General features: G+C 59.1%; 14 protein-coding genes and 2 pseudogenes. 9 read left to right on the top strand and 7 right to left on the bottom strand.

Annotated elements, in window-relative coordinates:
- Positions 1-252: 252 nt before the first annotated feature.
- Positions 253-582, top strand: a pseudogene (locus AB7290_RS07135) (transglutaminase-like domain-containing protein); the annotation flags it as partial.
- 204 nt (positions 583-786) lie between these two features.
- Here the strand turns inward: AB7290_RS07135 and AB7290_RS07140 are convergent.
- The 6 genes and pseudogenes from AB7290_RS07140 to AB7290_RS07165 form a co-directional block, all read right to left on the bottom strand.
- A pseudogene (locus AB7290_RS07140) lies at positions 787-1171 on the bottom strand (transposase); the annotation flags it as partial.
- Positions 1172-1228: 57 nt separating this feature from the next.
- A complete protein-coding gene (locus AB7290_RS07145; RefSeq protein WP_208084717.1) occupies positions 1229-4213 on the bottom strand; it encodes a WD40/YVTN/BNR-like repeat-containing protein in 2985 nt (994 codons plus the stop codon).
- Between the two features lie 1054 nt (positions 4214-5267).
- A complete protein-coding gene (locus tag AB7290_RS07150) occupies positions 5268-5834 on the bottom strand; it encodes a hypothetical protein (protein WP_354080771.1) in 567 nt (188 codons plus the stop codon).
- A 529-nt stretch (positions 5835-6363) separates the two neighbouring features.
- Entirely contained in the window at positions 6364-6903 is a 540-nt protein-coding gene (locus AB7290_RS07155; protein ID WP_354115086.1) for a hypothetical protein, read from the bottom strand.
- Between the two features lie 514 nt (positions 6904-7417).
- On the bottom strand, positions 7418-8227 hold the full coding sequence (locus tag AB7290_RS07160) for an AraC family transcriptional regulator (RefSeq protein ID WP_354080775.1): 810 nt from the start codon (positions 8225-8227) through the stop codon (positions 7418-7420).
- A gap of 301 nt (positions 8228-8528) precedes the next feature.
- The gene (locus AB7290_RS07165; RefSeq protein ID WP_354080777.1) at positions 8529-11339 is read right to left on the bottom strand and encodes an ATP-binding protein; all 2811 of its coding nucleotides are present in this window, start codon (positions 11337-11339) and stop codon (positions 8529-8531) included.
- A 707-nt stretch (positions 11340-12046) separates the two neighbouring features.
- On the opposite strand from AB7290_RS07165, the gene AB7290_RS07170 reads away from it, so the two are divergent.
- From AB7290_RS07170 to AB7290_RS07190, 5 genes are all read left to right on the top strand, one after another.
- Positions 12047-13081, top strand: a complete 1035-nt coding sequence (locus AB7290_RS07170) for a DUF4331 family protein (RefSeq protein ID WP_354080779.1) — start codon at positions 12047-12049, stop codon at positions 13079-13081.
- A gap of 283 nt (positions 13082-13364) precedes the next feature.
- Positions 13365-14495: an alpha/beta hydrolase gene (locus tag AB7290_RS07175; protein WP_354080781.1), complete on the top strand. Its 1131-nt coding sequence runs from the start codon at positions 13365-13367 to the stop codon at positions 14493-14495.
- A 166-nt stretch (positions 14496-14661) separates the two neighbouring features.
- Positions 14662-15525 (top strand): type 1 glutamine amidotransferase domain-containing protein, encoded by an 864-nt coding sequence (locus AB7290_RS07180; RefSeq protein ID WP_354080783.1) that lies wholly within the window; start codon positions 14662-14664, stop codon positions 15523-15525.
- Positions 15526-15671: 146 nt separating this feature from the next.
- Positions 15672-16565, top strand: a complete 894-nt coding sequence (locus AB7290_RS07185) for an alpha/beta fold hydrolase (RefSeq protein WP_208084724.1) — start codon at positions 15672-15674, stop codon at positions 16563-16565.
- A gap of 159 nt (positions 16566-16724) precedes the next feature.
- Entirely contained in the window at positions 16725-17381 is a 657-nt protein-coding gene (locus tag AB7290_RS07190) for an SDR family NAD(P)-dependent oxidoreductase (RefSeq protein WP_208084725.1), read from the top strand.
- Positions 17382-17991: 610 nt separating this feature from the next.
- On the opposite strand, the gene AB7290_RS07195 is transcribed toward AB7290_RS07190, so the two are convergent.
- On the bottom strand, positions 17992-20082 hold the full coding sequence (locus tag AB7290_RS07195; protein ID WP_231143436.1) for a hypothetical protein: 2091 nt from the start codon (positions 20080-20082) through the stop codon (positions 17992-17994).
- Between the two features lie 650 nt (positions 20083-20732).
- Between AB7290_RS07195 and AB7290_RS07200 the strand changes: the two genes are divergently transcribed.
- The 3 genes from AB7290_RS07200 to AB7290_RS07210 all read left to right on the top strand — a co-directional run bounded on the left by AB7290_RS07200 (position 20733) and on the right by AB7290_RS07210 (position 22760).
- Positions 20733-21347 (top strand): tetratricopeptide repeat protein, encoded by a 615-nt coding sequence (locus tag AB7290_RS07200; protein ID WP_354080792.1) that lies wholly within the window; start codon positions 20733-20735, stop codon positions 21345-21347.
- Positions 21348-21712: 365 nt separating this feature from the next.
- Entirely contained in the window at positions 21713-21946 is a 234-nt protein-coding gene (locus AB7290_RS07205; protein WP_231143434.1) for a hypothetical protein, read from the top strand.
- 172 nt (positions 21947-22118) lie between these two features.
- On the top strand, positions 22119-22760 hold the full coding sequence (locus AB7290_RS07210; protein WP_354080794.1) for a hypothetical protein: 642 nt from the start codon (positions 22119-22121) through the stop codon (positions 22758-22760).
- Positions 22761-22955 lie beyond the last annotated feature (195 nt).

A 22955-nucleotide genomic window follows, 5' to 3' on the forward strand; every position in this document is an offset into this window, starting at 1 on the left:
AGCCGAGCCTGTCCCCAAACTTTCGGATCGGCTGCTCTGATGCTCCAATCAGACGGTTGTCAGGGAAGCAGATGACCTCGCCGTGAGTGGCCTTCAACACGCCCTTCGGTTCGAGAATAGGCCCTGCAAACTGAATGTGTCGGATATCGTAATAAGGACCGGTTCGGTGGCTCGTTTCATCGATACCGAACATGTAGTCGAAACGCCAACGTTCGATCTGAACGACGTGCTTGACCTTCTCAACGCGCGGGCATGAACATCCCAGCCCGCTATTGTGCAGGCTATCTCGGCGATATTGGCGTCCCGCGAAATCCAGCGCCGATGGATTTTAGCGCCTGGTTTGAAGCGTACATTGGCGGGAAGTGGTATACGTTCGACGCGAGGCACAACCATCCCCGCATCGGCCGCATCGTCATCGCTCGCGGAAGAGATGCTGCTGACGTCGCTATCTCAACTGCGTTTGGCCCGACGAAGGTGGTACGCTTCAACGTAATGACTGAAGAAGTGTTGGTCGACGATGCGGTTTCGCTTCAGCCGAATGGCGATGCATCGCAGCAGATTGCCAAACGGCAACGTGCTTGAGCAATTCGAGGCCACGCCTGAGTTTGGGAACGACAAGCTAGGTAAAGCCGATCCTTTCCCGTCGCTTCACTTGAGGTTTTCTGAAACCACTTGAGTGGTGTTCACCCTGGGTGGCAACCGGGGAGCTTTATGTAGGCGCTGATTTGGTCACGCAGAGGCTGGCCTCAGGCCTGCATCGCCTCCAGCAATCCGCCTCGCTGCAACAAACAGATCAAGCTTGCGGCGCAGCGCTACGAACTCGCGGCAGACCTCACGAATGGCCTTGCCATTGTCCTTGCAGAAATCTGCGATGGTCTTGAAGTCCGGCGCCAACTGCCCAGTCAACCAGATCATCTCGATATTACGCTGCCATTCTCGCTCCAGGCGTCGGTTCGACGGCACGCGATTGAGGCAGCCGTAGATGCAGAGCTTGAGCATAACACCGGGGTGATAGCTGGGTCGGCCGGTGTCGAGCGGCTGGACACCGAAAAATCCGAGCTTGTCGAGATCGATACCGTCAACAAACACGTCGACCGCTCGCACCGGGGTTATCCTCGGTCACATAGTCGTCGAGCGATGCCGGAAACAGTGTGCTCTGGCCGCGATCCAATCCTTCAACAAAGCGCTCGTCGGGCGAGTTGGATGTGTTTCAAAGGAGGAACTATTGTCACTCAGCATCCCGATGACGGACGACGAAACTCGCTCCGTCGATCGTTCGCTTCGTATTGGCGTCACGTACGATCAGCGTGTGAGGCCCAAGTTCTCGGGGGGCTTTGATAATAGTCTTCAGAAAACCGCTGCGGTCGCCCTCGGTCTTTCCTATAGCACTTCCATCCAAAACGATTTCCAGTACTGCGCCGCTGGGCATTCGTTCGCCTGTCAGCGTCAGCGGATCTTCCGGTTCGACGTTGTCCATTCCCTTGCCCGTCGCCGAAAGCGAAATGTACGGCTTCGATAAGGTCGGAGAGCGATTTTGCTGCAGAACAAAGCGCGCGTCAGCGGTTCTCACGTCCTGTCGCGTCGCGGATTTATCAGAGAGCGGAATTCTCCCGCTCGTGTAAAGCGCTCCAAATAGCCCACCGCGTTCGTCCAGCGCAAGTCCGGTCAGCAACCTGCCGGAGGGCAGTGCAAAGGTCTTGTTAGTTTCTATCCCGATGATTCCGATACGCTGGTTCGTGTACCGTATGGCGAGTTTTACAGGAGCGCCGACAAACGCAAGCGAGGTTTGCGGCGTAACTGACAATTCACGAAGCGCTCCGGCTTCTACGCGGGCGCCCATGATCTCTCCTTCGAACACAACAATACCGCGTTTGAATCGATCGGGTGAGGGATCACCTTTAAAGATATATTTAATGCGGCAGGATTGGATGACGCAAAGCGGGCGTACGCTCGTAACGACCTGACTGCCGGTCAGCTTCCAAAGGCCACGGCCCAGGGTTGAGACAAAGGCATCCGTCGGGGACATCCAGTCGATGGAGGTGATGGCCGTAGCGCGCTCCGAATTCGGTACCTTGATCCAAGTAGCGCCCCTGTCCCTGGAGACAAAGAGGCCGTTCTGTTGAGTGCCAATGGCAACGCTGTTGGGATCATCGCCGGAGAATGAAACGTGCGAGGCGAACGGGAAGTGCCCAACGTCGAACGGGAAGGCTGGGAAAATCCCGACGTTGAACGGGCTGGCCCCCGCGCCAGACCGGAATCGACCCGCATCGGTTACAAGAGACGTGAGCCCCGGAATTTCGCTCCAGTTGTCGCCGCCATCGTGCGATTCCATTATCTTTCCATTGATGACATCGGGCGCAATCAGATGCTGGCTGTCTTTAGGGTCAACTCCAAAAACATGATGCCAGTCCCAATCGGGGGGAGAGATGCCAATGCCTCCAAACCCATTCATTGCCGGGAAATACACGCTTGCCATCGTGCTTGGGGGGGACATCGTCAACCTCACGAGATGTACGATCTCGAAATTTCGGGTTGCGTCGAATCCGGTCCTGATCGCTTGGTACTGCACCGGCAGTTGACGGTGCGCAACGCGAATCGCGCTGAGCTTCGGAATGTCCCGGCGGTCTGCCGGTACGACGGCATATTGGGTCCAACTCGAGCCCAGATCGTGAGTCGCAGCAAACCCCTTTAAGAATTTGCCTGGTGTGTCGTCGACCCCCTGGTTATGGAACGACTTGAAAATAGAGGTCGGATGTCCAACGACCGGGCCGGGAGGATCGGGCCATTGATGCAGTCCGGAAAACGCCGCTCCATATGTTTGGGAAAACACCCTTCCGCCTACTTTATTTGTGCAAGGACCACACGCAGTCACGGTGACCACGCTGTCGGCCGGCGACCGGAAGTGCTTTTGCATCTCGATGTTGAGGCCCTCGGGACCAGCATTAGGGGGCGGCCAAGTCAAGCCTCCATCCCCGGAGGCCCAAATGCCGTTGTCCTGGACCGCTATGTAGAGATCGTACTTTGCCAGGTTATCGATCCATTGACCTTTCACTTCAGTAATTTGCAACGCGTTGTAGCCGTTCGGGCCCGAGCCTGTGAGCGTCCAGTTGACGCCACCGTCCAATGTGCGATGCACGCCTCCATCGGTAGCCAGTAGAAGCGGCGCGCCCGTGTCCGGCCCCTGCGTGCGAAATGCCATATCGCGCGTATCCCAGTGATCGGCGGTCGACTGGATCACCGGGCCGCTATAGTCGAAACGAGATGTTCCCGGAATCTGCGGAGCTACAAGCTTCGCAACGGTGCAGCGGTTCCCCAACCACAAAGTCAGGCCTGTGGGCGTCGCCAAAGGTTTGACGAATCCAATTCCGCCGCAAAAGTCTTGCGGGCCACGTGAAAACGTCGGGACGATCTTCGACCAGCTCACTCCGCCATCCTCACTGACGAAAAAGTCTGGATCGCCATAGGCGTAGAAGGTATTGGCGTCGAGGGGCGAGGCGGCAAGCGCGTGCAAGTCGAAGACAGGGACCGGAAAACTGACAGGGACCGGAAAATTTGTGGCGGCCCAAGTTGCGCCACCATCGTCCGAGCGAACGACCTTGGTGGAGAATCTTGAATCATTTGAGCCAGCAATCACAAGATTACCGGATTGGGCCGACACAGAGATTGCCGCAAAGTTGATGGGGCCCCTGACAATCCAGCTTGCGCCTTGGTCGCTGCTCTTGGCCACACCGTAGCTCGTCGCAACAAAAATATCGCCAGTGTCCGGTGCAATGGAAATTTCCCTTGCATCAAAGCGGAGATCCCTAGGACCGCCGAGAGAGGGGCTGGGGATGTGCGACCAAGTAACGCCGCCATCGGAACTTCGCCAGATGCCGCCTCCTTCGTTCCCTACGCTGAACCGATCCGTCGCTGTTGCCAGAAGAATGTCTGATGTCACATACGCGACGGCCGATGTGTAATAGGCGCCAAGCGTATCCACATGGCTCCAATGCGTTCCGCCGTCGGTAGTCTTGAAGAGGCCACCCGATTCCGAAGCCACAAACATAATGCGGTTGTCGGAGGGGTTGACCGCGATCGTGTCGGCTCGTCCACCGTAGGGTACGTTGGGCTGAAATTCTTCGAGTGTCCAATCGATTGGTGATGGCTGAGACTGCGCGGGAAGCGCGAATCCTACAACTGCAAGGAAAAGTGCCGAGTACATCTGGCATTTCATTTTTCCCTCCATTTGCCCGAAGGATTAAGGACGATAACGCCCCCGCAACAGCCCGATAAATCCGGGCGCAGGGGGCACTTTCCCTGGAGAGGAACATTCGCTCCACCCCAGCGTGCAAGATGGAAGTGAAAGCAACCCTCAACCAATATAAATGGACGTGAACTATCTCACACAACCGCAAATTTTAGCGCAGTAGTCATGACCACTGTCGCTCCCACTGCAAGGCGGGCTCGCCGACATCGAGATCTCGAAGTTCTGGAGCGGATACCTAATTACCATCGGGAGATTTCGGTTCGCCCTACCGCTCTGCGCCCGCCGCGATCGCGCCCCGCGAGAATCGCGGCGCACTGTGCGATTACCTCGCGAAACAAAACTTCAAACCACGTTCCCGCCGCTATGCGAAGCTGTGCTGACGTTAAAGTCAGCAAGGGGTCAAAGCGGGCCGCTTTTGTCGCAAAGCGGTCGTTGAGCCATCGAGCGCCGCTACACGGCGTTGGACACCTTCTCATGACGGTGGTGCTCGAGAGGCTCCTTGAAGACAGGCTTTGCTAAAAACGAAATGCGTTTTGCTTGAATCGCTTTTTGGATTCGATCGCGGTATCTCTGATTCACGCTGCCGACCTGATGATGAGCGATGAGATATTCCGTTTGCGTTGCTGAGTACGAGTGATAGGACAGCTTCGCTGATCAACCGTAGGCCATTTTCTGCGGTGACACGGCGAAGCGCTACAGCACTCGCCGCTGGTCATATCTGCTCGCCATTTCTGACTTCCATATGTGCACTGGGACACCAATTATGAGTGTCGCTCGTTCACTGGCCGACTTCTTCCGTAACATCTGATCTGCGAATCTCTGTTCTTGGTCGCGCAGCAACTCGGATGCGCTCCAAACGAAGCTCAATGCTTTCGCGTGAGAAGCCAAATCCATCAGCGATCGAATCCACCAAAGCTCTGGACCCGCTTGCGCCGCCGGCGGCGGAAGACCGCCCGTGCGTGCGCAAGGGGCGCCGAACTCCTTCGGGGGTCGCAATGACCGTCCTTCTGCCAGGCGGCTTTTAGCCCTGACCCGGGCCACGTCCCAGGCGCCGCGGCAGAATGTACTCGACGTCAATGCTAATGCCGTCCCCGCTCAGGGGGGTCGCCGTGTAGACCGCTGAGACGGCTAAGTCGAAGAAGCTTCCGATGGTGAGGTAGCCGATCGTGAGCCCTGACTCTCGGCTTGGGGGGCCGCCGAGCAGCAATTCCGCGATACGGCAGCAATCGTCCATCGTCGCCCCCAGCGGTGGAAGCGTGATGAGCTCGCCAGTGTTCTGAGAAACCTTGGCTGGATCGGCGAATTTGGGCTCGCGCCCGATAACGGCGCCCGCGTTGATCAAAGGTACGAAGAATTTCGCGACCTGCGCCGGCAGACCGGTGATATTTTGAATGTTGACCTCGGTCGCGTACACGCCCGGCCGGGCGCCTGCGGTACAGCAGCAGTTCGTCTCGGTCTGCTTGCCGCACACGACCTTCACGCTGTGCACGAGGAACTCGGCTTGCGGTGGCACGGAAGCGGTAGCAAGCAAGTCGCGGAACGGATGCGGGAGCCGGTCATTCCCTGAGCCTGTTGGATTCTTGGCCATTTCGATCTCCACGATGGTTTGCGGAAGACGACCTCCACGTGCACCTTACGCCAGACTCGACCCAATCTTTTGAGAGATGGCTCACACACGTGGAAGAAGCCGCGACAGGCCCGCAGCTCCTCGCGAGCAGTGCAACGGATCGTCAGGCGACGATCACTCGATTGTCCTTTGAAGGGCGACAAGAGACGCTAAGACAAGCAACAGGGCTCCGGCGAAGGTGATGCCAAGGAAAACATTGTGCATGACGCCGCATCTCCCATTCACCGCTCTCCCAGCCACCTTGTTGACGACGGGGACCGGATCACCAAATGGCCCCTCAGCCGTCGGTCATTCGTTGCGCTTCAGTTCGACAACGAACCCCTCCGGCAGATCGTCAGGATCGGTGCGCTCGCAGGCTGGACAAGGCAGCCTCGTGCTGGTGCAGTATCTCCTTCGAAGAGAACTCGCTCCCTAGGTGTCTCACCAGTCGTGTTCGCCATTTTCCAGGTGCGATCGCGGTCAGCCACAACGATGAAGTTGGGGAATAGCATCATCGCCGTGTCTCGAGCTGGGACTTCGAAGCAGTGGTAGTCAAGGGTTCGAGGCTTGCCATCAGTTTTGCCTGCGCTTGCCCCAACCCTTCCTTCAAGCTGTCCAACAAAGACAATTCAGCGACTGCAGGTGGAGTCGTGGCTTTGTCGTTCCTCGAGGGTTCGATATTCGTCTTTGACGCTGCATGATGAACAGCAACCTTCTTCGAATGTTCTCGGTTTGCGAGATTCGGCTTTATCGGTCCGTTACCAACCGGCGTCGAAGTAGCCGTCCTGGGAGGAGGGACGACAGCTGCAACAGGTGCTTGTGGCCACCGTTCAGCAAACTCCAGTACGCTCGGCGGCGAGACAATCGTCGGCAAACTCGTGTCGATAATGACCCGCTCGGGCAACCGTTCGGCCGAGGCTATCCTTATGGCTGGCCTGTCGGTCGAGCCACCGGTAGGTTGCGCCACTTGCTGCGGCAAACACCACCCCAATCCGATCAGCAATAGGACAAGGGCGCTGCCGACAAACCCGAAATATTTGATCAACGGCATGGGTCGCCTCCCATTCGAGACGACCTTGAAACCGGAATTCTTAGTAGATCGCTAAAGATAGATTAAAAGCGGAAACATGGTTATCAGCGATGTTGCGATGCAGAGAAGCGAGGCCATTTGACCGAGGATAGAGCCGAGCCTTTAGCCCGTTGAGAGGATTAGCTCTCTCGCAGAGGGCGACGCCACCTCCGCTCACTTGCAAATTAATGGCTTCGATATCGTACAAATGCGAACGTTGCGCTGCTTGCGTGTGCGGCTCCTTGAGCGAGCCTAGTCACCCGAAGGCCGACGTCTTCCATAACATTGGATATCCCGCCCGTTCGGTATCAGCAGTCGAGCGTACTGCCTCGTGGTCATGCAATAGCCCAGGCCGCGTGGCCTCGAAGTTGGATCAAGCGTTTAGGCAGACCGTCTCGACAACATCTCCTTTCGGAGTGTGGGTCCGGCCCCTTGATCAAACAAGTTATGAAGGCAAGTCTGATTCGAATACACTTCCCGGAGCAGGTAGTCGATCTCATGATCGCACGAAATGAACGCGGCGCCATCGAAGTGGCGTTAGACCGGAGAGACGTTTGAAGACCACCGTAAAGTGCGCCTGAGAACTGAATCCAACCGTCAAGGCCAGCTCAACAATAGGCATATCTGTTGTCGCCAACATGGTCTGCGCCCTCGCGATGCGGCGGCGTAGCAGATATTCATGGGGGCGAATGCCAGTGGCTGCGCGAAACTGCGCAGCGAAATGCATGGAGCTTTGGCCGGCGGAGCCAGCGAGATCCGCGAGCGCCACCGGTGTGTCGAGGTGCGTCTCAATGAATTCGACTACGCGTTTCAACCGCCATTTGGAAAGTGCGATGGTCCTTCGAGTTCTTGAAGGTGAGGCCTCGCCGTAAAGGCCGAGAAGGTGCGTAATAATCGCTAGGCTCAAAAAATCAGCAAACAGACGGCCGTTCGGAAGATCGTCAATCGATGTTAGTGTCGTTCCGAGTTTCTGCAGTAGTACGTCCCGAGCATGCAGAGGATCTCGGAGAGCAACTCCATCCCGCGGCCATTTGCCGTGAGACCACTCGAAGCACTCCATTAGAAGCATGTTCGGAATGTGAAGGTGGAGGGTATCATAAGGTTGGGAGTAGACGGCACGCGCCGGGAGTCCTGGCGGCGTAATCTGGATCATGCCGGGAACTATCTCTTGGCGCGGGAACAGTTTTGGTCCGAGCTGTAGCGAGAGCTGTGAAGGCTGAAGAGCAATTGCAAGGATGTGATACTCGCCGGAAACTTCAAATGAATGTTCATTTCGACTCGTCCCTTGCCAACGTGAGATGACCAATCTCGGGTTTCGTAGATTCATGTCCTCCAAAATGTCGGGCAGCCGCCACCTCGTCTCCTGGTGTATGATGGCGAGACTGGGCCGGAGCCTCTCTAGCGAAATCAGGATCCGGGATTGCCTCTGCGTGGTGTTCCACGTAGCCGGCGACTCAGCCCGTTCGTTGCTGGATAATCGAAGGGTCTTGTCGTTTGTCAAAGCTGCTATCCAAGTGCTCTGGTTGATCTTGAAGTGATAGCAGGAGTTCGGGTGGTGTCGCCTCAGTCGAATGACTGACCAGATGACTGGCCTCGCTCCGCTCCGATCAGGCGGTGGATCGAGGAGAGCGGTTCAACGCCGCTTGTAGACCTGACCGCGTCGTGACGCCGAGTTTCGGAAAGATCCGGTACAGGTGAGAGCCGACGGTCCGATGAGATAAATAGAGCCGTGTGCCGATTTCCTTGTTCGAAAGTCCTCCGGCCGCGAGTTCCGCAATTTGCAGTTCCTGGGGCGTCAGCTCGTCGAGCATGAGGTTTTCCCGGGGGCGACTGGTTTCGCCTGCGGCGCGCAACTCCCGTCTTGCCCGATCGCTCCAGGGCGACGCTCCCAGCGCATCGAGGATGTCGCGCGCTGTTCGCAGAGGTGCTCGCGCCTCCATGACGCGCCGCTGACGCCGCAACCATTCGCCATAGGCAAGCAGCAATCGCCCGCGCGAAAACGGCCAGTTCTGCCCGATGGCGCCGAGGCCCTCCTGAAAGAACGTCTCCGCGCGGGCCGGTGAGGCAAGCAGGGCCTTGCCATGGGCGAGCATCATCCGGACCCACGGCACGGCTATGGGCGCCGCACGTCGCTCAACCACATCGATGACGGCGGCGGCCGCGGCTTCTTGGCCGCATGACACGGCAGCCTCGACGTAGTCAACGAGCCAGTAAAACTGCAAGCTAGTGTTGAACGCGGGATCCGCGGGCATGTGCACGCGCTGTAGGTGTTCGAAAGCCTCAGCGGGCCGGCCGGCCCCGAGCGCGGCGATACCGCGTACATTCTGCAACATTGCCAGCCAAAAACTGGCGCCCGGCAACCGCACTAGCCGCTCCGCGTTTTTCGCGAGAGCCTCCGCGGCATCGAGATTGCCCCGCATCGCAGCGAGTCTCGCTTGCACTATCGTCGCCGCCACGACCCAGGCCGTTCGACCCGTTTCCTCCCCCAACCGTATCGACTCCGCAGAACTTTTTAATGCGCCCATCCAGTCGCCCGTCTCGGTCTCTGCGAAGCTTCGCGCGAAAAGCACCCGTGCCAGCGCTCCGAGCCGTCCCTGCTCACGCAACGCAGTACTCGCCTCGGTCAGCCAACTGACGCCGAAGTCGAACGCGCCGATCGTATTGGCCGCAAGACCCAGAGTCCACGCCGCCACCGGGTTCGCAACACCTGCAGGGGCGTACGCCGAAAGCTGCTGATACACATGATGCCCGTGCTTTAGCGGTTCGGCATAGCCGGCGATAGCAATCATGCGCGGATCGGTCGGTGGAGATCCCAGTTCATTCGCGGCCGCGAGGATACTCGTGCGCACTGTATCGTTCGCATTGCCCCACCAGCAGCGCTCACTAGCACGCCACAGCAGATTGAGCGCCAAGCCGTTGGCGCCGTCCGTCCGCGCATCCTCGGCAAAGCGGACCAGCGCGAGAGTCCGCCCAGGGTCGTTGACCAGCAGAGGCTGGCCAATCTCTCGGAGCCAGGCAAACCGCGCCCGCAGGCGCGGCTGCGTCTGATCCAGGTCCGCCTCGTGTATCAAGCGCTCCACCGTTTCCGGCTGCCCGAGGTCGGCGGCAAACCCGGCCGCGCGCAGCAGCCGTTCGGTTCTTGCCACGCGTGTGCTGCTCAGTCGCGCCGCATTCTCCAGCGCGAGTATTGCCATCGCCAAGGCGCCGCGACGTTGCGATCGCGCGGCAGCTTCGTCGAGCTGCTCCGCCAGAGTATTGTCGGGTCCGACGGTCGACGCCATCCGATGCCAAATTGCACGATCTGATTGGTCCTTGATGACGCGGGCCAGTGCGGCATGGACATCGTGGCGCATCTTTGGGTCCGCTGACTGATGCACCGCTGAACGAATGAGAGGGTGACGAAATCGCGCTTCAATGTTGTCGATCTCAATCAGCATCGCTGATACCGCCGGCGCGAGGGCGTCAAGCCCGACGCTGTCGTTAAGCAGCACTTCGCCCGCGTCAAATACCTCGCGCAGCGATCTGCTGTCGTTCTCTGCGATCACGAGCAGCAGAGTGCGGGTGGCTATCGGAAGACCCGAGACCCTGCTCAGGAAGGCGCGCTCCAGGCGGTCGGTAAGCGGCAGCCACGTCGTCTCGCCGATCATCGACCTGCGCTCGCCGCGCGGTAACTCAACGAGCGCGAGCGGATTGCCTGCCGCCTCGTCCAGAAAACGACGACGCAGATCTAGCGAGAGATCGGGTGCTTGGGCGTCGAGCAGGCGTTCGGCCGCGGTCATGCTGAGCCTTGACAGTCGATGACGCGACTCGTCCGAATATGGAAAAGATCTGTTCGAGCCTTCCCGAATCGCCATTAGAAGAACGATTGGATCAGAGCTCAGTCGGCGGGAGATGAACGCGAGTACGTCATGGCTGGGCTGGTCGAGCCACTGGACGTCGTCCGCGAGCAGCAGGATGGGTTTGCGCGCAGCACTCGCGGTCAGAAGATTGAGCGTCGCCAGACCGATGAGGAATAAATCTGGCGTGGTCATAACATCGCTCAGGCCGAATGCGGCCTGCAAAGCCGAGCGCTGGCGCGCCGGCAGCGATCTCGTCTGCTTCAGCATCGGTCCAACAGCCTGGTGAAGCGCCGCAAAGGGCAAATGGGCCTCGGACGTTACCCCGCAGAGGCGGAGTACGCGCATTCCATGCGACTGAGCGCGGTCCTGCGCAACTTCAAGCAATGCAGATTTTCCGATACCTGGTTCGCCGCTGACGGCCAGTGCGGCTCCGCCGTCACGGACCCGCTCGATCAGCGCGTCAATAAGTGCAATATCGTCCTCGCGCCCATAGAGAACGGGTGACGCGGTACGCCCCCGATTTCCGTCAGCTTGTTGCCGTCGCTTCGACCGCGGCGCCTTTATCGGGCGTCCTGTCATCGGCGTTCCCCTGGACTTAGAAATTGTGAAGCAGCACCACCAGGCGCAGATCTGCACCCTGCTAGCGCATCCCGCCATGCGAGGTCGCCAGTTTTCCGCCAGGGGCTTCTGTGGCGGGATGGGAACCTGGTAGTTTCGCAACCCGGTTGCGCCGGCGCAACGGTGAGGTTCGCCGCCTCGTCCACCCAGACTGCGTCGACGGTTGGGATACCGACGTCTGCGGGTAACAGGGCTACTGTGAAGTGAGCTGTGTCCATTGCCGATCGAAGCATCGGACCGGCGTCCCGTTTGGCGCACCAAGATGAGTGGATAGCGCTTGCCGAGCGAGGTGAGGATCTGCTGCCAGGTGACGAGCAAAGCGGCGACGCGTATCGTGCTCGATGAGCCGAATGTCCTAGAGACTTCCCGCAGCATCGTATCGCCATTGGGATCTCCACCCCCTCAGGCGGCCGGCCGAGCGCATCGCCGGTAAGTCGCCTTCGATCGTCTAGGCTGGTTCTTCAGCACAAAAATTGGCATGCAGGAGAATATCCGGGACGACCGGATCTTCTACTCAAATGGAACGTTCCTGGCGAGATCGTGCGAATTTCATAATCCGGCACTTTGATTTGAAATCCTCCAGACGAAGACCGGTAGAGATTCAAGCCGACACGATACCGGCCAAGGCGGTCCGCGCTGAAGCGCACGCTACGATGAAGGAGGAGATCATGTCCCACCACCTTGATTCGCCGCTTGCGCGACAGGACATCCGGCTCGACATTACTGATCTGTACCTATTTCGGGGCGAGATCGGCACCGTCTTCGTGATTAACGTCTGCCACTCGATCGCCGGCCCGGTACCGGAACCGGGCTATCATCCGGAGGGCATGTACGAGTTTAAGGTCGACAGCGACGGCGATGCTGTCGAGGATATGACCTATCGCATAACATTCGACGCGCGCGACGAGCGCGGCAATCAAGCGTATGTCCTTCGCTGCCTCAGGGGGGCAAACGCCGCCGATCCTGATGCGGCTGGTACGGTCGTCGCGCGCGGAACGACGGGCGAGATGGTCACGACCTCAGAGGGGTTGCGCATCTGGGCCGGCCATGCCGGCGATCCCTTCTGGATTGAACCCGAGGTGCTTCACGCCGTGGGACATGCGTTTCAGGACGGCACCCCGGTCAATCTTGCCGGATGGGATCCGAGCCAAGCCAGGAATCTTCTCGCCGGCCATACCGTTTATTCCATCGTGCTGGAGGTGCCAGACACTGTGCTGCTCGTCGACGCGCCCGGCCGCCGCCGCATCGGCGTCTGGGCCGTGGCCACGCTTGCCACCGACGCGGGCGGATGGCGTCCGATCAATCGGGTGGGCCTGCCAATGATCCACCCGCTCTTCACCCAATACAACGAGTTGCTTGGCAACCGGCTCAATGCCGGTTGTCCGGCCGACGACTTTGCGACCTATGGCAAAATTGTTGCTAAAGCGATCGCCGCTACGGTGACCGCCACCGGCACTGCCGAGAGCCCGAACGCCTATGCCGAAATGGTTGTCCAACGCCTTTTCCCGAACATTCTTCCGTATGTTATCGGAACGTCAGCAGTGTTCGGATTCGCTGATTGGAATGGGCGGTCGCTCATAGACAACGCGCCCGACGTCATGTTTTCGATCGCTGCGAATACGCCCATCCGGCTCGGTATCGGCAAAGAATCGGTCACATCCAAACCGTCGTCAACCTTCCCATATGTTCCAAAGGTTAGTTGACTTCCCCCCACGCGATCATTGGTCTCGAACCGTCCGTCATCGGATCAGTCATTTGACAGAAGCGAGCCCGCCGCTTTCTGAGCTACTTCCAGCGCGTCCGCCCCACAGAGAAAGCGACCATAAAGAATTTAGTGGCCCGCATCTCTCAGCCCACGAGCAACGTCCAGCGCGCAACCGGCGATGTAATTGGCTCTGATAAATCGAAATGCGATCGCTAAAAAAATCGCGCGCGTATTCGAAATATCACCTCCGGACGGACAGCTAAGGTTCTCGCGCAAGACCAATGATGGTCGCTAAGAAAGGGTTTTCGATGGCTCGACTCAAGTATCTGCTGCTTGGGACATGTATGCTGCCTGTCCTGGCGATGACGACCGCGTTCGCCCAGGATGAGGGCAACGCAAAAGCTCCATTCAAGCCCAAGGCGTGCTCGGAGCACGTGACACCGGCAACATCAGATATCGCTGACGACCTTGAACTAGAGCCGGCCGTCCGAAAATTCCTCGTCAAGCTTAACAAGAATTCCTCTCCATTCTGGGAGCTGCCGCAGCCCAAGCCGCAGGACATTCTGACGGCGTTACAGAACGAGACCAAGGTCGATATGTCTGGCGTTAACACCACGGAACAGTTGCTCACGGTCGATGGCCGTGACGTCAAGCTGTTCCTTATGAAACCCGACCACTTGGAAGGACATCCCGGCGTCATCCTGTTTCTGCACGGCGGCGTCTGGATCGTCGGGGACTTCGAGAACCATAAACGTCTCCTGCGCGATATCGTCGTCGAGTCCGGACAGCCGGCAGTTTTCCTGCAATATACCACCCTGCCGGAGGCCAGGTACCCCGTTCAAATGAATCAGGCTTACGCCGCTCTTGAATGGACGGCCAAACATGCCGAAGAACTCGGTGCTGATCCAAGCCGCATTGCGGTCGCTGGCAATTCGGTCGGTGGCGATATGACCGCGGCGCTCACGCTCATGGCCAAGGATCGGAAGGGACCAAAGATCAGTTATCAGGCGCTACTGTGGCCGGCCACGGACGCCGGAGTCGATACCTGTTCCTATGAGAGGTTTGCCAACAATCGCTTTTTGACCCGCGCCTTCATGAAGTATGGCTGGGATCTCTATGCTCCCACCAAGGCCGAACGGGACAATCCCTATGTTTCACCATTGCGCGCTAGTCTAGACCAACTCAACGGACTTCCGCCGGCCCTGGTGGTTACGGACGAGAACGATGTTCTGCGTGACGAAGGCGAGGCCTACGCGCATCGTCTTCAGGACGCCGGTGTGCCCACGGTCTCTGCGCGCTACGACGGAACAATCCACGACTTTGGGCTGCTGAATGCGCTTGCCGACCTCCCGACTACTAAAGCGATGATACTGCAGGTCGCAAACGGCATCCGCGATCACATCGGGCATTGAGATAATGCAGGGAAGCGAGGCGGATGGCTCCGCTTCGCGCTCCTGATCCACGTCGTCGGGAGATGGCGTAGCGCCGCGTGGTCGATGTCGCGCCGTGCCTTATAGCGCGAGCACTCGATCTCAAGCCACGGGTGGCCAACAGCTTCTCATCGAAAGGACTCTCGTAGTGAGCTCCATTCTACTCCCGATCCCCAGCCGCGATTTCGATCCCACGGAAGTCGCAGTGAGTTGGAAAATACTGACCCAGCACGGCCATCGGGTCGTTTTCGTGACGCCCGACGGCAGGCCGGGCTCCTGCGACCCGATCATGCTCTCTGGTATCGGACTAGACCCCTGGAGCGGCATCCCGGTGCTCCGCAATATCCGTATCCTGGGCCTCCTGCTGAGCGCCAATGCTGATGCCCGGAATGCGTATACCGAGATGTTGCGCGATCCGGCCTTCGACGGCCCGATACGCTGGGACCGGGTTGCGTCCAAGGACTTCGACGCTCTGCTGCTCGGCGGTGGACACCGGGCGCGCGGCATGCGCGAATATCTCGAAAGTGCTGTTCTTCAGCGGATCACCGCCGAGTTCTTCGCCGATGAAAAGCCGGTGGCCGCGATCTGTCATGGCGTGCTGCTGGCCGCACGCAGCAAGCGGGTCGATGGCCGGTCCGTGCTGTATGGAAGAAAGACCACGGCGCTGCCTTGGGCACTGGAACGCAAGGGCAGTGCTCTCGCTCATGTCGGACGTTTCTGGGACCCCGACTATTATCGCACGTACACTGAGGCGGCGGGGCAACCCAAAGGATACATGTCCGTGCAGCAGGAGGTTTCCCGCGCACTCGCGAGTTCTGCGGATTTCATCGACGTTCCCGAGAGTGATCCCGACTTCAAGCGAAAGACAAGCGGCACATCGCGCGACACGTTGACGAACGATCGCCCTGCCTGGGTGGTGCGGGATGAAAATTATGTCTCGGCACGCTGGCCCGGCGACACCCATAGCTTTGCCCGCACATTCGCCGAGGTACTCCAGGCGAGGACAGCGTGACCGATCACGATGCGCGGACCGCGGACCTGCCGACCGGCAGCATTTACCCGTTCAAGCAGCGCATTCCCCCGCCGCGGTACTTGGCGAACGATCACAATGATGCACTGCGGTCGACTCGACTTCAGACTTAGCGAACGAGAACGATCATGGTTAGTCAAAATGAGTTCGACTATACGCTCCGCTGGTGGCCTGATCAGAAGCCGGAGTTTTTGTCGTTAACCCCCACCGGTCCAAAGGTCCGCTATTTGCGGGCCGGCCAGGGCCCGGCGTTGGTGCTGCTGCATTCGATCCGTACACAGCTCGACTTATTTCAACGGGTGATCCCAAAACTCACCGATCACTTTACCGTATACGCGTTCGACTATCCGGGATTTGGCTGGTCGGAAATCGTTCCGAGCGCCGATTATCGAGAACCGGCGATGCGAGAGCATATCGTCAATTTCATCGAACGGCTCGACCTGCGCGACGTCACTCTGGCTGGCGAGTCGTTGGGCGCCACACTGGCATTGACGACGGCAGCGGTGCTTGGTGATCGCGTGAAACAGGTCGTCGCCTTCAATGCCTACGACTATTTGCCGGGCGTGGAGCGGGCGAACCTCCTCGCGTCGGTCATTATTAAAAACGTTCGCGCGCCCCTCATCGGGCCGATTTTCGCCGCTATGGAGAGCCGGGCCAGTCTGGCTGGTATCCTGAAAGGCGGCTTTCGTGACCCGCGCAGCCTGCCGCCGGACTTCATCGACGAGTTAGTGAAGGGTGGCAGACGGCCGGGCTATTCCACCGTTGCACGTGGCGTTTATAAAGGCCTTCCGAGCTACGTCGCGGCGAGATCGTATTACGGTCGAATTGACGTCCCGGTGACGCTTGTCTATGGCGATCATGATTGGTCACGCCCGGCCGAGCGCGAAGCGAACCGGGCTTGGATCAAGCGTGCGAAGATGATTGTCCTAAAGGACACCGGACATATTGCTTCGCTGGAGTGTCCGGAAGAATTCGTCCGAATTCTCATTGAGACCCTATCAACAACCCGCTCCGCCGCTTGAGGTGAAATTGGCAATGCGCGCTCAGCGAAGTGCGACGCAACCTTTTGGTCAGCAGGCGTTTCGATTCGCCGGCCGCGTTGAAACGTTGCACCTCGAGCGCTTCCTTGCGTCGACCGAAGATGAACACGTGGGGTTGTCCCATTATCGAGGAGGTAGATCATGAAGACGTTTCTTAGCATTGGCACTGGTCCGGGTATGGGCTTGGCGACAGCCGAGCGGTTTGCCAGCGAAGGATTCCGGGTCATCTTGAGCGCTCGGAATGAGACCAAGACAAAGGAGCTTGCGGGGCAACTCGAGGCGAAGGGTCATAAGGTCGGCGTGCGCACGGTCGATGCGGCTGAACCGTCGAGCGTCGCAGCGCTCGTATCGCAGGTTGAAAGCGAGTTCACCGGAATAGATGTTCTGCACTTCAATGCGGCCTCGCTGCGAAAGGCCACGTTGGCAGATCAGCCGCGCGATACGTTCAACTATGATCTCGCCGTCAATATCGGTGGTGCGATGGTCGCTGCGCAAGCTGCGGCGCCTAACATGATCGCACGCGGCTCAGGTTCCATCTTGTTCACAGGCGGTGGCTTCGCCCTTCAGCCGCACCCGGATTATCTCTCTCTGAGCATCGGGAAGGCCGGTATTCGCGCGCTGGCGCAAGGCATCTTCAAGCCGCTCCAGGAAAACGGCGTCCACGTCGCGACCGTTACCGTCGCAGGCCTCGTCATGAACAGCAAAGACGCCAATGCCGTTGCCGAAGAGTTCTGGCAACTGCACAGCCAGCCTCCCGGTTCGTGGCAGGTGGAGACGGTATATACGCCCGCCGGCTGAGAACCAGGAAACGGTTGATCGCGGGCCCCCAGCGCGCCGCAAAAGCGATCGGCATTGCAGTGTCTCCAGAGTTGCTGGTGCGCGCCGACGAGGTGATCGAGTAGCAGGCCGATTGCCGCGCGTATAAATCCGCTTCTGGCCGATTCCGTTGAAAGAGGCGGCAGTAATCCGATGTATTGGCGCGAGCGCCGATGCGGCCAACGGCTTTACCGGCTTCTATGCCGGCTCTAGGCTAGGCATCGGGATCAGCTTGGCCATCATCCCTCGCGTCGCAACAGCCGGAGCGCAATGAAGTCGGAGGCGAGATTAGTAGCACGAGCTTCTGGGAGTGTAAGTCGAGTGCTGACCGCAACCAAGCAGGTAACCGATAGCGCCATTGATATGTCAGATCGATGGTATGGCGCTTGAGCAAGCGAGAGGGACAGCGGCGCAAAATAGAGCTCGCCGGCGAGCATTTTTTGACGCTCCGTTTTCATCGCTCGCTCCTGTGGAATCCCGCGTCGCGGGGTAAGAACGTCGGCGTGAAACGTTTGATCCCCGTGCCGCGCCTTTGCATTCACAGCCGGTGACGAACTGCTCGCGCGCTTCGCTGGCGGGCGCTGCTGCCCGCTCAGGCAGGAGACGCCGTTCCGTCCGTCGCCGTGGGCCCGGCACGCTCGTCATCCGAACACGGTTGCTTCGGCACCGGCAACAGCCAGTCTACGACTGAGGACGTTTGAGCAGCAAAGGCCCAAATTGGAATGAGCATGCCCGATGCCAACAGCCAGGCGCCGGGATCGGAAAGCAGCGAGGTCGCTTCGGCCTCCAGGCCAAGAGCGAGCGAAACAGCCAGCCAGCCGAGCAGCCAGAGGATGATCATCTGGCCGCTGAACGGGTCGGCTCGCTCGCCAACATCCTCCGCCGACTTTCGAGCCAGCACGGCCTCCTGATCCGCATGCACCCAGGCGCTCCAGCGCCAACGCAGGAGGCCGGCCGTGATCCATGCCCCCAGGACGACCGAACCTGCGAGCGTGATGAACTGCTCGACCCCGGAACCCCAGTCCCAGAACCATGAGGGAAGGCTGAAGGGTACGGGCAGGCGCGTGCCGTATCGTCTCCAGAGGACGAAAAAGATGACTGCCCAGGGCACCAGGTTGAGCCGTAGTGTCCACCGCAGAATGCGGACCCGTCGCGCGGCGCACTGATCGCGCCAGGTTTCCTGCGTTGAAGGCGCGAGCTTGTCCTGCCATCGGCTCCCGGCCGTCTCGGCGCACACGCGCGCCACCCGGAGCACAAATCCGTCCAGGTTTTCCCAGTAGGTCGTATGGTCGGACAGGGCCGCGCCGCGATTCCAGACCTGCACCGATGTCAAATTGGCGTTTGCCTTTTCGATCCTGGTCGGTCCGTTCGGCACCGGATCCTTTGACGCGTAGATATCGAGCCACCGGGACAATCCCCTGGGGTAACGCACCGGACTTGTCACCGCAGCCTGTGTGATGGGCGACAGGATCGTTCGCATCGCATAGACCAAGCTCGCCAGGAGAACACCGAGGAGGCCGACCTGAGCAACCGGCAGGTTCATGACGGCCTGGTACGCTTTCCTGAAATAGATGCTGACGAATGTCAGAAGCACGGTGACGAGGATCATGGCCGTCCATTTGGCGGTCTTCTTGACCCCGTCCCGCACGCCGTCGAGCAGCCTCAGGATATAACCGAGCGCCAGGCCCAGGACGCCAGCCCCCGCCATGACCAAAGAGGCCTGGACCAACTGTCCGATGCTGATGGCGTGCGAGTGAGAGCCCGCGAAGAGCATAACGAGCAATGCGATCACGCCCAGTGTCGTCATGGCAGCCACGGACGCCGCGTTGATACCTGAGTCTTTCTCCAGGCCTCCGGCCGCGAGGACCTTCAGACTGACGAGCTGGTTGACCCCCGACCCGAACGTCACCAGCGCATCGGGGAGCGGGGAGCTCTTGGACGGCCCCATGCTTTCGGCCGTTTCGTCACGGTCGACGATGCCGCCGAGCGCATCGAGGGTGACGGCCGCGCCCTGCGAGTGCGCAACGATCACGGTGCGTTCGCAGCGGTCCTTCAGTCGCGCGAGACCGTCCAGAATCGGGGCGCGTATGAGCGCGGCGCGCAGCGGGCTCTCGACGAAGGCAAGGCTGTCTCCGATCGTGCCCAGGAGCAGGGTTTGGGCTGACAGCATCAGGGACCGCAGTTGCGGAACCAGGCCTAGGATCAGCGTCAAGGCCGGCAGGACCATCAGGATCGGCATCAATGCCATGGCAATGAGCAATCGTAGAACGGCGTCTGCGAACGCCAATGAAAATGCAATCCTGGACGCCTTCGGATTGCTCTGCCAGAATCGTTGCGCAATGTGCAGCGCGATGGCCCACGGCACCGCGCGAAGACTCCATGACACGAGCTCCGAATAAGTCGGCAAAGGAAAGCTCTCCGCCCACCAGCCTTCGGCGATGAGCCATTTTTCGCCGTCAACCCTGTCCTTGCAGCGAAACTCGACGACCGCCTCGGCGGGCTTGTCGCCGGACCGGTCGCCGCGATCCGCCCGGGTCACGAACGACGTGGTGCGGCCTGGATCTTCCGCCGTTGCCCGCCTGATGACCTTGAGCAGCGCGTCGCCCCAGCGAACCAGCGTATCGCGCGCCGGCTGGGTGCCGATCCCGTGGACGAAGAGAATGCCGAGCTGGAATTCCTTCATGGCTGCCGGGCACTAATAGAGGATGCTCGCTGTATCGAGCAGGATACCTGTCAGTTGAGGCAAGGCAAGCGATTCCGCAATCGAGAGTTAGGCGTCGAGTCATTTCTCAAGAGCACCCGGTGACATTTAACTCAGGTCACCGCCGCACCCGAAATAGCGGTTGACCCGTCGGGCAAATCGCAAACCGATGAGTGTGCAATCCTTTCGGACATGATGAAAAATTCCGTCAAAACGTTCATAGAGTTCGGGTTTCATCCGATTGAGTTCAATTGCATCGAACTCGCCAGAAGACCTGATTGGTCGGGCTTGTTGATCGACGGAACCACCAGGCAAGTGGAAGATGCTCGCGCACTTTGGCCATCTCGCATCGAGACAACGCCCGAGACGCGCTCCTTGATACGTCTGAGCGATAACGGAAACGGGACTGAATCTAGCTACGTCCGCTTGTCGAGCGATAGGAGGCCACGGTCTCTTGGGCGGACACCGTCAGCTTTTAACCCGCTGCGGACATTGACCGGCTCATAAGACAACATTGCTGTCGCACCAAATCTCGTTTTTCTAAATACCATTCCAGAAATGTTTGAGATAAGCCGGAGTTAACATGTTCGGCTGGAGTGAGAGCTCGAAGGCGTAGCTTGCAGGAGGCTTATATGGCCAACTTGATGATCAGGATTGCGATGCTGGCAACGTGTTCGATTGCGCTGATCGATGCGTTCTCGGTCACTTCGGCTGTTGCGGCCCCGGGCACTGAGCCAGGTGGCAGTGATGCAGACTATAGCGGGATGGGGCAACGCTCCGCTTATCCGCCTTCGTCATACCCGAAGCGGTCGGGCGCCAAGGCCACTCACGCGCCCAAGACCAAAAAGGCCAAGCAGTCCCTGTTCGACGCCCCCGCCTTTGCTCATGGGTATCGCGCAGCTTATTCGGCGATCTACGACCGCACTGACTATGCCTCTGCGATTGAGCAATTGAAAACGCTCGGCCACGACGACAATCCAAACGTCGCCAACCTCATCGGCTACTCCTACCGCAAGCTCGGTGACTACGAGCAGTCGCAGGTCTGGTACGAGCGCGCGCTCAAGGCCGATCCGAACCACGTGCTGACGTGGCAGTATTATGGACTGTGGCAGCTCGAGCGGGGCAACCGCGAGCAAGCGCTCTATCATCTCGGCCGGATTGCATCCATTTGCGGGACTGGCTGCGAGGAGTACCGGTCGTTGGCCGCCGCGCTAGAGAAGCCGCCCGGCACTAGCCTGGTTTATTAGGACAGCAGCGGTCAGAGCTCGGCGCTAACGCGACAGGTGAGGCCATGTCTGTTCATGGCCCAGGGCCGACATGCAGCAACCTCCCGCATCTGAGAGCCAAGCAGACGCGAGACTTCCAAGGGTTCCTTCACCTTGATCCAGGGATACATCCGAATAGGCAATAGCCGAACATCGTTTCGCGCTGAAGAGTAAGGCCGCTGCCGCTGGGCGCTAACCGGAGATGTCCGATGGTGCGGTAGGTTGGCGCTTTGCGCTTATGAAGAGAACTCTCCGCGTCCGGGCGGTCGCTATTGGCGCGCTGGAAGAGCTACCGTTTATCTGCCCGGTTCAATTGGAAATCCGAATTTTTGATATGGGTGATAGCTATGTCGAGTGCGATTGAGTTGATTGTAGACGGCTACGCGAGACTTCAAGACCGCGAATCGCTCGGGGATCTGAGGATGCACCGCCGTCGCCTGGCGGTCGACCTGAAAGCCAGGACGGGCTTCGACTGCCGGTCATCGATCGATCAACTCGAGCAGGATATCACAGCCATTGAGGCGGGGCTGGAGGCGCTTTCGGGGATAGGTAGAATGAGCGGCGTCGGGCGGAGCAGGTGACCGTCGAGAGGCTCCGGGCAGCCCCGCTTGTAGATCGCCCTTCGTCCCCAAAACTTGCCCCAGTTACCTTGTTTGCGGCCGCGCTCCTTCAAGCGACCGAGTGCTATTGATCGGGGGGTGATCCCCGTGACACACTGCGTGCTTTCTGATTGTTGCTTTGCAGAGGTGGAAAATGACGTTGCCGCTGGTTGGAGTAGTTGTTGCGTTCGCGCTTGTTGTTAGCCCTGCATTGGCAGCCCCACCATCTTCCTGCGCCAGCAAGTTCGTTGGTACCTGGCAGCACGGTACGAGCAACATCGGTACTCTCAAGCCTGACGGCCAGGCGCTCTGTACCGGCAATCCTTTCTGCGTCCAAGGCACCTGGACATGCAGTGGGAACAGTCTGACTTATACAAACAGTGCTGGCACCTATATCTATACGCTACAGTCAGACGGCGTAATGACGTATGGGTCGATAGTTGTTACTCGGATCGGAGGCAAAGGCGGCGCTGCTGTAGCGGCGCCAAGCAAGCCGACTGCGACGACCGCCCCGGTTAAGCTGACCAACAAGGGCACGCCGATGCAAACCGAGTATCAGCCGCGCGGATCGCAACCACTTCGAGCAGGCAAGAAGATTGCCGCTGACCCCGCACCCCCCGGCTTGGATTTAGGCCAACAAGGCGCCTGGGATACAAATGAGGCAGCGAGGGATTACGCGAAAAAGCTGCCGAAGTGGAATCCCGCTAAGTATCCGCTCAAAATGTATACCGATCGCAATCGCGAGAATATGGAGAAAGCTGCGCGCGAGCAGCAAGGTACCGAAGAAGAAAAGTAGTAGCAGCGATCGGAACATACTTCTCCACGCCGCTTGGACAGCGGCCGATTCAAGTGCGAGTGACTAGGGCGTGTACTCATAACGGCCTAGACGTCAGCTTCTGAGGCCAAGCGGAAATCTTATTGTCAGTCAGAGCATTACCGCTGGTGACCCGAAGCGGTCATTCTGACGGCATGAAGCGCATGCGGGCAATGG

The organism is Bradyrhizobium sp. 613_E4_N2_2, from assembly GCF_052075995.1.
GTDB classification, from domain to species: domain Bacteria; phylum Pseudomonadota; class Alphaproteobacteria; order Rhizobiales; family Xanthobacteraceae; genus Bradyrhizobium; species Bradyrhizobium barranii.

Coding starts and splice junctions, on each gene's coding strand:
- AB7290_RS07145 (WP_208084717.1), bottom strand. CDS start 4,213: ATGAAATGCCAGATGTACTCGGCACTTTTCCTTGCAGTTGTAGGATTC.
- AB7290_RS07150 (WP_354080771.1), bottom strand. CDS start 5,834: ATGGCCAAGAATCCAACAGGCTCAGGGAATGACCGGCTCCCGCATCCG.
- AB7290_RS07155 (WP_354115086.1), bottom strand. CDS start 6,903: ATGCCGTTGATCAAATATTTCGGGTTTGTCGGCAGCGCCCTTGTCCTA.
- AB7290_RS07165 (WP_354080777.1), bottom strand. CDS start 11,339: ATGACAGGACGCCCGATAAAGGCGCCGCGGTCGAAGCGACGGCAACAA.
- AB7290_RS07170 (WP_354080779.1), top strand. CDS start 12,047: ATGTCCCACCACCTTGATTCGCCGCTTGCGCGACAGGACATCCGGCTC.
- AB7290_RS07175 (WP_354080781.1), top strand. CDS start 13,365: ATGATGGTCGCTAAGAAAGGGTTTTCGATGGCTCGACTCAAGTATCTG.
- AB7290_RS07185 (WP_208084724.1), top strand. CDS start 15,672: ATGGTTAGTCAAAATGAGTTCGACTATACGCTCCGCTGGTGGCCTGAT.
- AB7290_RS07190 (WP_208084725.1), top strand. CDS start 16,725: ATGAAGACGTTTCTTAGCATTGGCACTGGTCCGGGTATGGGCTTGGCG.
- AB7290_RS07195 (WP_231143436.1), bottom strand. CDS start 20,082: ATGAAGGAATTCCAGCTCGGCATTCTCTTCGTCCACGGGATCGGCACC.
- AB7290_RS07200 (WP_354080792.1), top strand. CDS start 20,733: ATGGCCAACTTGATGATCAGGATTGCGATGCTGGCAACGTGTTCGATT.
- AB7290_RS07205 (WP_231143434.1), top strand. CDS start 21,713: ATGTCGAGTGCGATTGAGTTGATTGTAGACGGCTACGCGAGACTTCAA.
- AB7290_RS07210 (WP_354080794.1), top strand. CDS start 22,119: ATGACGTTGCCGCTGGTTGGAGTAGTTGTTGCGTTCGCGCTTGTTGTT.